The organism is Sphingomonas sp. SORGH_AS_0950, assembly GCF_030818415.1.
Classification (GTDB): Bacteria; Pseudomonadota; Alphaproteobacteria; order Sphingomonadales; family Sphingomonadaceae; genus Sphingomonas.
Genome location: NZ_JAUTAE010000001.1, coordinates 3991406 through 4004651 on the forward strand (window position 1 = coordinate 3991406; position 13246 = coordinate 4004651).

The following is a 13246-nucleotide window of genomic DNA, read 5'->3' on the forward strand; positions in this document are numbered from 1 at the left end:
TCAGGCCGCAGCGCGGGCGGCCAGCGCGTCGCGGTCGCTGATCGTGATGGCCCGGCCGCCGGGCAGGCCGATGATCCCGCTTTGCTTCATCCGGGTCAGCTGGCGGCTGACCGTCTCGATCGTCATGCCCAGCACGTCGGCGATCTGTCCGCGCGTCAGCGGCAGGTCGAAGGTGAGCGGCCCGTCGCGGCTGGCCCGGCACCCGCCGGCCCCGGCGCGTGCCGCCATGTCGAGCAGGAACCCGGCCAGCTTCTCCCCCGCAGACTGGCGCGCCAGCACCAGCATCCGCCCGCGCGCCTCGTTCAGCGACTCGAAGGTCCGCTGGAGCAACAGCCGCTCCATGCGCTGGTGATCCTCCAGCACCCGCTCGAAGGCGACACGCGGAAAGACGCAAAGCTCGGCATCGGTCAGCGCGGTCAGCGTGAAGTCGACATCGCCCGCATAGGGCTGTCCGAAGAAATCGGCCGGATAGAGCAGGCCGACCGTCTGTTCGCGCCCGTCGGCGGTGGCGGCGACCAGTTTGAGCACCCCCGACAGCAGGTTGCCGCAGAGCACCGCCTCGTCGCCCGCCCAGGCGATGGTCTGGCCCCGCGCCACATGGCGGCGCTGGCCTATCGTGTTGAGCGCGATCAGCTCGCGGTCGTCGAGGCTGCCGCACAGGGCCCGGTCGCGCACCGCGCAGTCGGCACAAACGTCGTTCGGGATCATGGCCTTGCCCGATAGCATGGCCATGATCCCTTGTCGTCGGACGGATTGTCCCATCCGTCAGTGTCGCGGCGACACATCCTCCTCCTGCGGCAAATGGAATTCGTGCCACATGCCGTTGAGGATGCCGAAGCCGATGGCCAGGCCGAGGCCTAGGACCCAGGAGAAATACCACATGGACGGGGCCTTTCAGTAGAAGTCGGGGTTGGTGCGCACCGCCTCCGCCGTCACGCGGCCGAACATCACCCGGTAGGCCCAGGCGGTGTAGGCCAGCACGATCGGCAGGAAGACGATGGTGACGAACAGCATGATGCCCAGCGTCTTCTGCGTGGACGAGGCGTTCCAGACCGTCAGGCTGCTATGCGCGTCGATGCTGGAGGGCAGGATGAAGGGGAAGATCGAACAGCCGACCGTGGCGATGATGCCCGTCGCGGCCAGCGACGACCCGGCAAAGGCGAGGCTCTCTCGCCTGCTCCTGATACCGATCAGGGCCAGCACAGGCCCGGCAAAGCCCAGAATGGGCAGCGCCGTCATCCAGGGATAGGCGGCATAATTGTCCAGCCACGCGCCGCCCGCCGCTTCCGTCGTCATGTGCAGCGGATTGGACGGGCCGAGAGGATCGACCGCGCCGACGACATGATAGCCCATGCCGCCCCAGGCGACGAAGGCAAAACCGCCCGCGAACAGCAGGATCGCGGCGATCGCCGCCACCGTCCCGAACGTCCGGGCGCGGTCGTGGACCGGCCCGTGCTCGACCTTGATCGACAGCCACGCCGCGCCGTGCAGTACCAGCATCGCCACCGACAACAGCCCGCACAGCAGGGTGAAGGGCGTGAACAGGCCGAGCAGCGTCCCGTCGTAAAAGGCGCGCAGATCGCTGTCGAGGCGGAAGGGCGCGCCCAGCAGGACGTTGCCGACCGCGACGCCGAAGACGAGCGCGGGCACCAGCCCGCCGACGAACAGCGCCCAGTCCCAGCGGGTGCGCCATGCCGGGTCGGGCCGCTTGCTGCGATATTTGAACCCCACGGGCCGCAGGATCAGCGCGGCGAGGACCAGGAACATCGCCAGGTAGAAGCCCGAAAAGCTGACCGCATAGACGAAGGGCCAGGCGGCAAAGATCGCCCCGCCGCCCAGGATGAACCAGACCTGGTTCCCCTCCCAGGTCGGCCCGATGGAATTGATGACCATCCGCCGCTCGGCATCGTTCCGCGCGACGAAGGGCAGGAGGGCGGCGACCCCCAGGTCGAATCCGTCGGTCAGCGCGAAGCCGATCAGCAATATACCCAGCAGCGCCCACCAGATCAGGCGCAACATCTCGTAATCGAACATATCCCAGTCCTTTGGCTCAGGCGGCAACGGGAATGGCGGCGGGGATCGGGCCGGGGCCGGGCTGGTCGTCCCGTTCCTCCGGCCCGTGCGCGATGGCGGCCAGGATCAGCCGGACCTCGATCACGGCCAGTACGCCGTACAGCGCGGTGAAGCCCGCCAGCGTGGTCCATAGCGCGCCGCGCGACAGCGAGCTGGTCGCGAGGAAGGTGGGCAGCACGCCCTCGATCGCCCAGGGCTGACGCCCCAGTTCGGCGACCAGCCAGCCCAGCTCGATCGCCACCCAGGGCAGCGGGATCGCCGCCACCGCCAGCTTGAGGAACCAGCGCGCGTCCATGTGCATCCGCAGCGAACACAGGGCAAAGGCGGTCGCGAACAGCGCGATCATCGCAAAGCCGATCCCCGCCATGATGCGAAAGCTCCAGAAGAGCAGGCCGACATCGGGCACCGTGTCCCATGCCGCCGCCTCGATCTGCTGTGGCGTCGCGCTGCGCGGGTCGGCCATTTGCCGCTTGAGGAGCAGCGCATAGCCCAGGTCGCGCTTATGCGCCTCGAACCGCGCCCGCTGGGTCCGGTCCTGCGGATCGGCCTTCAGCCGCTGTACCGCGTCATAGGCGATCACGCCCGATGCGATCCGCTCCTGCGCCTTCAGCACCAGTTCGGACATGCCCGTCACCGTGCCGTCCAGGCTGCGCGTCGCGATCAGGCCCAGGACCCAGGGGATCTCGACCTTGTAGCGGGTCTCGTGCGCCTTGACGTCGGGCAGCCCGAACAGCGTCAGCCCCGACGGGCCGGGTTCGGTGTGCCAGACCGCCTCGATCGCGGCGAGCTTCATCTTCTGGTTGTCGGTCAGCGCATAGCCGCTCTCGTCGCCCAGCACGACGACCGACAGCGAGGAGGCGAGGCCGAACGCCGCCGCCACCGTCATCGACCGGCGCGCAACGGAGACGAACCGCCCCTTCAACAGCCAGAAGGCCGACACGCCCAGCACCACGACCGAGGCGCAGACATAGCCCGCGCTGACCGTATGGACGAACTTGGCCTGCGCCACCGGATTGAACAGCACCGCGCCGAAGTCCGCGACCTCCATCCGCATCGTGCCGGGATTGAAGGTCGCGCCGACGGGGTTCTGCATCCAGCCATTGGCGATGAGGATCCACAGCGCCGACAAATTGGTGCCCAGCGCCACCAGGAAGGTGACGATCAGATGCCCCAGCTTCGACAGCCGGTCCCAGCCGAAGAACATCAGCCCGACGAACGTCGCCTCCAGGAAGAAGGCCATCAGCCCCTCGATCGCCAGCGGCGCGCCGAAGATGTCGCCGACATAATGCGAGAAATAGGACCAGTTGGTGCCGAACTGGAACTCCATGGTCAGCCCGGTGGCGACCCCCAGCACGAAGTTGATGCCGAAGATCTTGCCCCAGAAGCGCGTCGTCACCCGCCACACCGGGCGATTGGTCATGACATAGACCGATTCCATGATGACCAGCATCATCGACAGGCCCAAAGTCAGCGGCACGAACAGGAAATGATACAAGGCGGTGGCCGCGAATTGCAGCCGCGACAGGTCGACGACCCCGGGGTCCATGGCATGTCTCCATAAAAGGAGCCGCCCCCCGGCCCCTTGTCCGCGGATTCGCTACGCCCCGACCCGACCCCCGACATTGACCGCGGTCAAAGACGCCCGCCCACGCCGCTGCGACGGTCGCGGCATGACGACGATCGCCCATGATGCCCCGACCGCCCGGATGCGGAGCCGCTGGTTGAAGGATGCGGCCGCGGGCCGTGACGGGACGCCGGGCCTGCTGCTCCTCGATACGTTGGCCGCCATCGGCTTCGCGGCCGGGATCGCGGGGGGCGTGGCGGCGGTGGCGGGACGGGGGGCGGTGCTGCCCTGGGCCCTGCTCGCGATCGGCATGGGCATGGCGCGCGGATGGTTCGCGATGCTGGCCGTGCGACAGGGGGCCGCGCGCGCGGGACTGGTCAAGCGGGCGCAACGGCGGCGCGTCGTCGCCGCCGCCCTGTATCGGCAGGCGGGCATGCCGATGGACAGCGGCCAGCTGGCGACGCAGGCCGTGGATGCGGTCGAGGCGCTGGACGGGTTCGTCGCCCGTTTCCTCCCCGCACGCCGGGCCGCCGCCATCGCGCCGATCCTGGTCCTGGCCGCGACCGCCTGTGCCAGCCCGGTCGCAGCCGTCATTCTGGCGGCGACGCTGCTGCCCTTCGTCGCGGCGATGATCCTGGCGGGCGGCGCGGCGGCGGACGAGTCGCGGCGGCAGTTCCTTGCGCTGCATCGTCTGTCGGCGCGTTTCGCCGACCGGGTGCGCGCCTTGTCCGTCGTGCTGGCCTTCCGCGCCGAGACACGCGAGACCCAGGCGATCGGCGCCGCCGCGCAGGAACTGGCGGAGCGGACCATGCGGGTCCTGCGGATCGCCTTCCTGTCGTCCGCCGCGCTGGAATTCTTCGCGGCGCTGTCGGTCGCGCTGGTAGCGGTCTATTGCGGTTTCTCGCTGCTCGGCCTGCTGCCCTTTGAGGCCCCTGAGACGCTGAGCTTGCCGCGCGCCTTCTTCGTGCTGGCCCTGGCGCCGGAATTCTATGCGCCGATGCGCCGCCTGGCCGCCGCCTATCATGACAAGCAAGGTGCGGAGACCGCCGCCGAGATGCTGATGCCGCTGGGCGGGCCGGCGGGCGCGGTTCCGGTCGCGGCGGCGGCTGGGGTGCTGACCCTGCGCGACGTCACGATCCATTATCCCGGCAGCGACGCGCCCGCCGTTTCGCGTCTCTCCTTGTCCGTCGGGGCCGGTGAGACAGTGGCGCTGCTGGGGCCGTCGGGCAGCGGCAAGACCAGCGTGCTGCACCTGCTGCTGGGCCTCGCGCCGCTATCGGCCGGAACGGTCGAGATGGGCGGCTTGGCCCTGACTTCGCTGGCGGGGCAGGCAAGCTGGGTCGGCCAGCATCCGCTGCTGATCGCGGGCACGATCCGCGAAAATCTGCTGCTCGCCCATCCCGAGGCCACGGCGCTGGCCCTGCAACGGGCCGTCGTCGTGGCGGGGCTGATGCCGATGCTCCGCCGTCGTCCGGGGGGCCTGGATGCGCCGCTCGATGCGCGGGGAAGCGGGTTGTCGGGCGGCGAACGGCGGCGCATCGCCCTGGCCCGCGCTTTGCTGAACCCCGCGCCCTTCCTGTTGCTCGACGAGCCGACCGCGCATCTCGACGCGGTGGCCGAAGCCGCGCTGATCCGGACGATCGGCGGGGCGGCGCGCGGGCGCACGACGTTGATCGCCACCCATAGCCCCGCGCTTGCCGCCATCGCGACGCGCGTCATCCATCTGGGACCTGCCGCATGACCCTTCGCACATGGATCGCCGCCGAACGCCGGAACGAGCGTCGCCGACTGTGGCGGGCGGGTGGCTGTGCCGCATCGGTGGCGGCCGCATCGGTACTGCTGCTCGCGCTGTCGGGCTGGTTCCTGACCGCCGCCGCGCTGGCGGGCGGGGCCGGGATCGTGGCGGCGCAGGCGTTCAACTATATGCTGCCCTCCGCCGCGATCCGCCTGCTGGCGATCGTGCGGACCGGCGCGCGCTATGGCGAACGGCTGGCCAGCCATGGCGCGGCGTTCGGCGCGCTCGCCCGGCTGCGCCCCGCGCTCTACCGCGCGATCACCGCCGCGCCGCCCCGGGTCGCGCTGGCGCTGGGGCGGGGCGAGGCCACCGCGCGGCTGATCGGCGATGTCGATGCGGTGGAATGGCGCTTCGTCCGTCTGTCGGGGCCGTGGGGCGCCGTCGCGGCGGTCATGGCGGGCGCGGCGTTGACCCTGCTCGGCGGTTGGCCTGCGATGGTGGCGACGCTGGCCTGTGCCGGGGGCGTCCTGGCCCTGGCCCTTCATGGCGCGCGCCGGTTGGAGCAGCCCGGCCGCGCGGTGCAACGGGCGACGGGCGCGCTGCGCGAGGAGGTGGCGATGCTCGGAAGCGCGGCGGCGGAGCTGCGCTGCTTCGCGCTGGAGGACTGGGCGGCCGCGCGCGTCGCGGCGGTGAGCGATCGCCTGGCCGACGCGCAGATCCGGCAGGCCGCGGTCGCCGCGCGGTTCGAGGCGCTGCACGCGACCGGCGTGGCCGTGGCGGCGGCGTCGGCGCTGATGCTGTCGCTCGACGCCGGTGCGCCGGTCGCCGCGCTCGCGGCGCTGGCGGCGGCGATGACCGTCGACGGGCTCGCGCCGATCCTGCGGGCGTCGACCGAAAGGGGGCGGCTGCGCGAGGCGGAGGCGCGGCTGGATGCGGTCTTCGATGCGGCGGCGGACCCGCGTCCCGCTGTCGGATCGCGCGGCCAGCCGATCCTCGTCCTCGATGGCGACCGGTTCATGCCGGGCAGCCGGATCGCGCTGACCGGGCCATCGGGCTGCGGCAAGACGACGGTGATCGAAGGCTTGCTGGGGCTGCGTCCGCTACGGTCCGGCCGGATCGGGATCGATGGCCGGGATGCGGCCGATCTGCCGCCTGCGACGCTGCGCGCGCTCTTCGCCTGGGCGCCGCAGGAGGCGATGCTGATCGCGGGTACGGTTCGCGACAATCTGCGCATGGCCGACCCGCATGCGACCGAGGATCGTCTGTGGCGGGCGCTGGGCGACGCGGCGCTGGATACGGTGGTGCGGGGCTTGCCGGACGGGCTCGACACATGGCTGGGCGACGATGGCGCGCGATTGTCGGGTGGAGAGCGTCGGCGGCTGTCGCTGGCCCGCGCCTATCTGGGCGATGCGCCCTGGCTGTTGCTCGACGAACCGGGCGAGGGGCTGGACGCCGATGTCGCGGCGGAGGTCGCGCGTCGCCTCGCCGCCCGGCTGGAGCGGACCGGGCAGGGGATGATCCTCGTCAGCCATCGCCCCGTGCTCAGCGCGCTGTGCGAGCGGCAATGGGCGGCGGACGATGCGTCCCGCCGATCCGCCGCCTGAGCTAGCCCGCGACGATGGCGAGGCGCGTCCGGTCGATCAGGCGCACGCCGCGCAGACCGCAAAGCTGGATCACCCCGTCATTCTGAAGGGCGGTCATGTGGCGGCTGACCGTCTCGACCGCTAGGCCCAGCGCCTCCGCCATCGCGCCGCGTGACAGGGGCAGGCGAAACATGCCGTCGCCCTCCGCCCCGCACCGCCGCGCCATGTCGAGCAGCAGCGCGGCCACCCGTGCGTCGGCACGGGCGCGGGCCAGCATCGGCATCCAGCGCCGCACCTCGTCCAAAGTCGCCAGCGTCCGGCGCAGCAGCAGTCGTCCGGCGGCGGGATGGCGGACCAGCATCTCCTCCAGCGCCTGGCGCGGATAGACGCACAGATCGGCATCGCCCAGCGCCGTGATCGCATCGGCGGACCGGTCGGCGAAGAGCGTGCCGACGAAATCGCCGGGATAGAGCAGGCCGACGATCTGGACGCCGCCATCCGCCTGCATGCGGGTCACCTTCAGCACGCCGGAGACGAGATGCGCGCAATGGCGTGCGGGATCGCCGATCCAGCCGAAAGCCTGCCCCGCGCGTAGCCGACGGCGGTGACCGATATGATGGATCGCGGCCAGCGCGGCCTCGTCCAGACCGTCGCACAGCGCCATGCTCCGCCCGGCACAGGCCGCGCAGCGCGGCGGAAGGTCAGACGGCATGGCTGAAGCGGGTATCGTCCTCGTTGCGCCAGGCATCGATGGCCGCCGCGATGGTGCGGGCATAGGGCAGGGCCTCCGCCGCCAGCCGCAGGCACGCCCCGTCCCAGGCGATCAACCCGACCTGCTCGAACCGACCGAGCCGTTCGCGAATGGCGGTCCGCTCGGGCAGGCCCTCGAGGTTCGCGACGCCCTGGCACAGCACGTCCGCAATCGCCCGTGCCCGGCGCTGCTCCAGAGGGCCGCGATGAAGGCCGCGCGTCGTCGCGAACCGACCCGCGCCGATCGCCTGATGCCATGCCCCGGCATTCTTGGCGTTCTGGAGCAGGCGGTCGGGAAAGGCGCTGATCGCGCTGGCGCCCAGGCCGATCACGATGTCGGCGGGATCGTCGGTAAAGCCCTGGAAATTGCGGCGCAGCCGTCCGTTCGCCGCCGCGCTTGCCAGCGGATCATGGCCTTGCGCGAAGTGATCGAAGCCGATGGCGCGGTAGCCTGCATGCGTCAGCCGGTCATGCGCCAGCGCCGCCTGGCCGAAGCGCGCCGCCGCACCCGGAAGGGCCCGTGCGTCGATGCGGCGCTGGCGGGGGATGAGGTGCGGCACATGCGCATAGCCGAACACTGCCAGCCGTTCCGGGGCCAGCGCGATGGCCTCCTCGAGCGTCGCGGCCAGCGTCGCATCGTCCTGGCCGGGCAGGCCGTACATCAGGTCGAAATTGATCGATCCGACCCCGGCGGCGCGCAACAGGGCGACCGCGCGGATAATCTGCTCGCGCGGCTGGACCCGACCGATCGCCGCCTGAAGTGCCGGGTCGAAGGTCTGCACCCCCAGGCTGGCCCGCGCGACGCCGGTCTCCGCGATGACGCTTGCCCAGTCCGCATCGAAACCGCGCGGATCGATCTCCAGCGACAGCGTCGCCTCGTGGCTGGCAAAGGCGGTGCGCAGATGGGCGACCAGCGCGGCGAAGGCGGCGGGCGGGATCGCATTGGGGCTTCCGCCACCAAAGGCGATCCGGGCGATCCGTCCGCTTCCCTTCAACCGGGCGGCCACCAGATCGATCTCGGCATGTAACCGCGCGAGATAGGCATCCAGCCGCGCGGTCCGGTTCGCCGCCCCGGTGTTGCACCCGCAATACCAGCAGATCGCCCGGCAATAGGGGATATGGAGATAGAGCGACACGATCTCGTCCGCCCCGACCATGTCGAGCGCCGTCGCCATGTCGGCATGGCCCACATGGTCGCCGAACTCGGCGGCGGTGGGATAGCTGGTGTAGCGCGGCACGGGCCGGGCGAGCAGATCGGGATGATAGGGCCACATGCCCATGGCGTGCCCCGGCGGTGCGCGCATGCCTTTGACCGCCGTCAAACCGGCGCTTGTCGATGGTCAAGGCGGCGGGGCGGGGGCGCTCCTATCCCGACGCCCACAGCCTCACAGGAGACATGGGATGACCGTCATCAGAACCGCCGCCACCCTGTTCGCGCTCGCCGCGACGGGAATCGGTACGTCGGCATGGGCGCAGGATAGCGGGGGACGCGACGCTCGGGTCGGGACTCGCGCCGGGGACGTGCTGCTCCGCGCCCGCGCCATCCTCGTCGCGCCCAACGAGCGGTCGGGCAGCATCCTGCCCGCCTTCCCCGGTGAGCCGGTGAAGGTCGACGACCGCGTGATGCCGGAGGTCGACGCGACCTATATGGCGACCGACCATATCGGCGTCGAACTGATCGCCTCGACCACGAAGCATGCGATCGGCGGGGTGCGGGGCACGACCGGCGGCATCGGCAGGCTCGCCTCCACCTGGGTCCTGCCGCCGACCCTGACCGTCCAATATCACTTCACGCCGACCCGGCATGTCCGGCCCTATGTCGGTGCGGGCGTGAACTATACGATCTTCTGGAACGAGGCGGCTTCGGACGGACTGGAAAGCGCGGTGGGGCCGACCAGGGTCCATTTGAAGGACAGCGCAGGCTGGGCGGTGCAGGCGGGCGTCGATATGGACCTCACTCGCCGGGTCTTTCTGAACCTCGACGTCAAATATATCGATATCGACACCACCGCGCGGCTGGACAATGCCGCGCTGGGCCGCCAGCGGGTGAACGTCTCGCTGGACCCGCTGGTGTTCGGGGTCGGCCTGGGGCTGCGCCTGTGAGGACGGCCGGTCGGCGTCGAGGCTTATCCGCAGGCTGAGGGCGCGGGGCTGCGTCTGGTGTCGATCCATCGCACGAGCCCCGCGATCAGCGTACAGATCACGAGGGCGATCGACGTGCCCACGATCGTATCGACGGCGCGTGCCTGGGGTGCGCCCGCGCTTTGCAGGGGAAGGGCGATCTTGGCGATCACGACGAACAAGGGCGTCACGCATCCGACAAAGATGGTATAGTTGACCGCACGCAGCGCGATCGTCAGCGCGGCCAGCGGCAGCACCAGGGCCTCCAGCGCGACCGGGCCGTTGGCGTGGCCGATCAGGACCATCACGATCGCAGTCCCGATCAGCGTCCCCGCGATCCGCTCGACCGCGCGCCAGGACGAGGTGCGGATATTGACCGTGATGACGACCACCGCCGTCATCGTCGCCCATTGCGGATAGGCCAGCCCCAGGCCATGCGCCGCCAGGAAGCAGGCGAACACCGCGACACCGGCGCTGGCGGCATGAAGCCGCGCCGACCGGGTCGAGGGAAGCTCGGGCGGGGCGGGGGACGTCGCATCGCGATCACGGTTCGGCCGCTCCAGCACATAGACGCTGCCGATCCGAAGCAGCAGCGCCAGGCCGCCACCGGCCAGGAACGCGATGCCGACCGCCATCGGGCCTGCCGCGTCGACCGGCCATTCCGCCGCCACGACCACCACGACGCCCAGCAGCATGCCCACCGTGGCCATGCCATAGGACCGGCCGGCGACAAAGGTGATCGCCGCGACCGCCACCGCCGCCAGCGTGGCGGTCAGCGGAAGGGCGGGATGGACCATGGCCGTCATGGCGGTCGCCAGCACCGCGCCGCCGATGACGAACAAGGCCATGGCCCGCAGGCGCGATGCGGCATGGAGCCGATTGTCCGCCAGACAGGCCCAGAACGCGGCATAGGCCCCCCAGATATCCGCCGGGCGATGGGACGCCTGCGCCCACAGGATCATCGCCAGCACCGCGACGCTGCCCGATGCGCCCTCCAGCAGCGCGAACTCGCCCGCGCGGAACTGTATGCCACGACGCGCCAACCCGGTGGCGAGGCGGCGGGCGATCGCCCGATCACGGGCAGGGACGGAAGGGGGCGGCACGGGCACGACGGGCTCTTTGGATAACCGAGGGGAACACGCCCCGATAGTCGTTTTGCAGTCACGCCTGGAGCGACTTGTTGGCATGGGTACTATTCCTTAAAGGAATGGCATGGAATTCCGAACGCTACGCGCCTTTGTCGAAGCGGTTCGCCAGGGCAGCTTTTCGCAGGCGGCCAGGACGATCTTCGCGACGCAGTCCACGGTCAGCAAGGCGGTCAAGCAGCTGGAGGACGAACTCGGCGCGCCGCTGTTCGACCGGATCGGCCCGCGCGTGAAGCTGACCACCTTTGGCGAGGCGCTGTATCCGCGCGCCGCGCGCCTGCTGGCGGAACGCAGCGACCTGCTCGTCGAACTGGACGAGATACGCGGATTGCAGCGGGGCAGCCTCCGGATCGGCCTGCCCCCGGTCGGCAGCGCGCGGATCTTCGCGCCGATGCTGGCCCGCTATCGCCGGACCTATCCGGGCATCGCTATCGAACTGCGCGAGCATGGCGGCGACCAGCTCCTCGACATGGTGCGCACCGGCGAGATCGAGCTGGCGGCGACGGTCGATCCCAGCGCGCCCGAATGGCATAGCCAGGAGGTCTGGCGCGATCCGGTGATGGCGGTGATGGCGCGCGATCATCCGCTGGCCAAGGCCGGGTCGCTGTCGCTCGACGCCTTGCGCGACGAGCCGTTCATCCTGTTTTCCGACCGCTTCGTGCTGCATCGCATGGTGGTCGATGCGTGCCACCGCCATGGGTTCAAGCCGAATATCGCGGTTCAGAGCAGCGAGGTGGAATTCATCCTCGAACTGGCCGCATCGGGGATCGGCATTGCCTTTCTGCCCCGGTTGCTGGTGGACCAGGTCGATGCGGAGCGTATCTGCGGCGTGCTCGTGACCGAACCCTATATCGAATGGCGGCTGGCGATGGTCTGGCGCAACGGCGCCTTCCTGTCGCACGCCGCGCGCGCCTGGTTGCAGATGGTGGCCGACCAGGCGGATTAGCCGGTCGGCCGGGCGGGGCGATCCGTCCGGGCCAGTCGATTTGGGAATGGAGGCCAGTCGGAGCTTTCGTTTTTCGCAACCCGACCCTTGGCCTATTTTCGTCGCTTACCGGGTCGGTGACCCGTCAAGCGAGGTCTTTCGATGATCATTTCCGCCCCCACGGATTTCCGCGAGGCGGCCCGGTGCCGCCTGCCGCGCTTCCTGTTCGACTATATCGATGGCGGCGCCGTCACCGAATCCACCATGGTCGGCAATGTCGACGCCTTGCAGCGGGTCGCGCTGCGCCAGCGCGTCCTCAAGGGCGCGGGGGACCCCTCGCTGGCGGTGACGGTGCTGGGCCAGCCATGGGCGATGCCGGTCGCGCTGGGGCCGGTCGGGGCGACGGGAATGTATGCCCGGCGCGGCGAGGTGCAGGCGGCGCGGGCGGCGGGCCTTGCGGGCATTCCCTATGCCCTGTCCACCGTCTCGGTCGCGTCGATCGAGGAGGTGGCGCGCGACGCGCCGGGGCAGCTCTGGTCGCAGCTCTATGTGCTCAAGGATCGCGGCTATATGCGCAACGCGCTGGACCGGGCCTGGGCGGCGGGAATGCGGACGCTGGTGTTCACCGTCGATATGCCGACGCCCGGCTCGCGCTATCGCGATCGGCGCTCCGGCATGGCCGGGCCCGCCGCGACGCTGCGCCAATATGCGCAGGCGCTCCGCCACCCGCGCTGGGCGGTCGATGTGGGATTGCGCGGCCGCCCGCTCTCCTTCGGCAATATCGAGGCCTATCTCGGCCATTCCATGAGCATGGCCGACTATACCGGGTTTCTGGCGCGCAATTTCGACCCCGCCATCCATTGGCGCGATCTGGAATGGGTGCGCCAGGACTGGAAGGGCACCCTGATCCTCAAGGGCATTCTCGACCCCGACGACGCGCGCGAGGCGGTCCGTTTCGGGGCGGACGGGATCATCGTGTCCAACCATGGCGGGCGGCAGCTGGACGGGGCCATGCCCACCGCCACGGCGCTTCCCCCCATCGCCGATGCGGTCGCCGGGGCGATCGCGGTGCTGGCCGATTCCGGCGTGCGCTCAGGGATCGACGTGGTGCGCATGATGGCGCTGGGCGCGGATGCGGTGCTGCTCGGCCGGGCCTATATCTATGCGCTGGCGGCGCGGGGGCAACGGGGGGTGAGCGAACTGCTCGACCTGATCGCGGCGGACATGCGGGTGACGATGACCCTGATCGGGGCCGACCGTCCCGGCGCGATCACCCGAGACAGTCTCGCCGGATTGCCGCCCTCGGTACAGGGCCGGTCGGAGGCGCTGCGGGGCGGCGGGTGAAAGGCG

General features: G+C 70.3%; 12 protein-coding genes. 5 read left to right on the plus strand and 7 right to left on the minus strand.

Annotated features, from left to right (window positions below):
- The 4 genes from QE385_RS18110 to QE385_RS18125 are packed head-to-tail and all read right to left on the minus strand — an operon-like array spanning window position 1 to window position 3619.
- On the minus strand, window positions 1-708 hold the full coding sequence (locus QE385_RS18110) for a Crp/Fnr family transcriptional regulator (RefSeq protein ID WP_307104255.1): 708 nt from the start codon (window positions 706-708) through the stop codon (window positions 1-3).
- A 57-nt stretch (window positions 709-765) separates the two neighbouring features.
- Entirely contained in the window at window positions 766-882 is a 117-nt protein-coding gene (gene cydX / locus QE385_RS18115; protein WP_307104256.1) for a cytochrome bd-I oxidase subunit CydX, read from the minus strand.
- A 12-nt stretch (window positions 883-894) separates the two neighbouring features.
- Window positions 895-2034: a cytochrome d ubiquinol oxidase subunit II gene (gene cydB / locus QE385_RS18120; RefSeq protein ID WP_307104257.1), complete on the minus strand. Its 1140-nt coding sequence runs from the start codon at window positions 2032-2034 to the stop codon at window positions 895-897.
- Between the two features lie 16 nt (window positions 2035-2050).
- On the minus strand, window positions 2051-3619 hold the full coding sequence (locus tag QE385_RS18125) for a cytochrome ubiquinol oxidase subunit I (protein ID WP_307104259.1): 1569 nt from the start codon (window positions 3617-3619) through the stop codon (window positions 2051-2053).
- Between the two features lie 124 nt (window positions 3620-3743).
- Here QE385_RS18125 and cydD point away from each other — a divergent pair, with 124 nt between their 5' ends.
- Both cydD and QE385_RS18135 read left to right on the plus strand, forming a co-directional pair.
- Window positions 3744-5378 (plus strand): thiol reductant ABC exporter subunit CydD, encoded by a 1635-nt coding sequence (gene cydD / locus QE385_RS18130; RefSeq protein WP_307104262.1) that lies wholly within the window; start codon window positions 3744-3746, stop codon window positions 5376-5378.
- A complete protein-coding gene (locus QE385_RS18135; protein WP_307104264.1) occupies window positions 5375-6976 on the plus strand; it encodes an amino acid ABC transporter ATP-binding/permease protein in 1602 nt (533 codons plus the stop codon). Before cydD ends, QE385_RS18135 begins: the two co-directional genes overlap by 4 nt.
- A 1-nt stretch (window position 6977) precedes the next feature.
- On the opposite strand, the gene QE385_RS18140 is transcribed toward QE385_RS18135, so the two are convergent.
- Window positions 6978-7667 carry a Crp/Fnr family transcriptional regulator gene (locus tag QE385_RS18140; RefSeq protein ID WP_307104266.1) on the minus strand — a complete coding sequence of 230 codons (690 nt, stop codon included), beginning with the start codon at window positions 7665-7667 and terminating at the stop codon, window positions 6978-6980.
- Entirely contained in the window at window positions 7657-8979 is a 1323-nt protein-coding gene (locus tag QE385_RS18145; RefSeq protein WP_307104820.1) for a radical SAM protein, read from the minus strand. The genes QE385_RS18140 and QE385_RS18145 overlap by 11 nt, the downstream gene beginning before the upstream one ends.
- A gap of 127 nt (window positions 8980-9106) precedes the next feature.
- Between QE385_RS18145 and QE385_RS18150 the strand changes: the two genes are divergently transcribed.
- Window positions 9107-9808 carry an OmpW family protein gene (locus QE385_RS18150; protein ID WP_307104268.1) on the plus strand — a complete coding sequence of 234 codons (702 nt, stop codon included), beginning with the start codon at window positions 9107-9109 and terminating at the stop codon, window positions 9806-9808.
- Between the two features lie 23 nt (window positions 9809-9831).
- Here the strand turns inward: QE385_RS18150 and QE385_RS18155 are convergent, their stop codons facing one another.
- The gene (locus tag QE385_RS18155) at window positions 9832-10935 is read right to left on the minus strand and encodes an FUSC family protein (RefSeq protein WP_307104270.1); all 1104 of its coding nucleotides are present in this window, start codon (window positions 10933-10935) and stop codon (window positions 9832-9834) included.
- A 103-nt stretch (window positions 10936-11038) separates the two neighbouring features.
- Here QE385_RS18155 and QE385_RS18160 point away from each other — a divergent pair, with 103 nt between their 5' ends.
- Together QE385_RS18160 and lldD are read left to right on the plus strand one after the other, a co-directional pair.
- Complete coding sequence (locus tag QE385_RS18160; protein ID WP_307104272.1) at window positions 11039-11917, plus strand: LysR family transcriptional regulator; 879 nt, start codon at window positions 11039-11041, stop codon at window positions 11915-11917.
- Between the two features lie 141 nt (window positions 11918-12058).
- Window positions 12059-13240, plus strand: coding sequence for an FMN-dependent L-lactate dehydrogenase LldD (gene lldD, locus QE385_RS18165; protein WP_307104274.1), 1182 nt, complete (start codon window positions 12059-12061; stop codon window positions 13238-13240).
- Window positions 13241-13246: the final 6 nt, after the last annotated feature.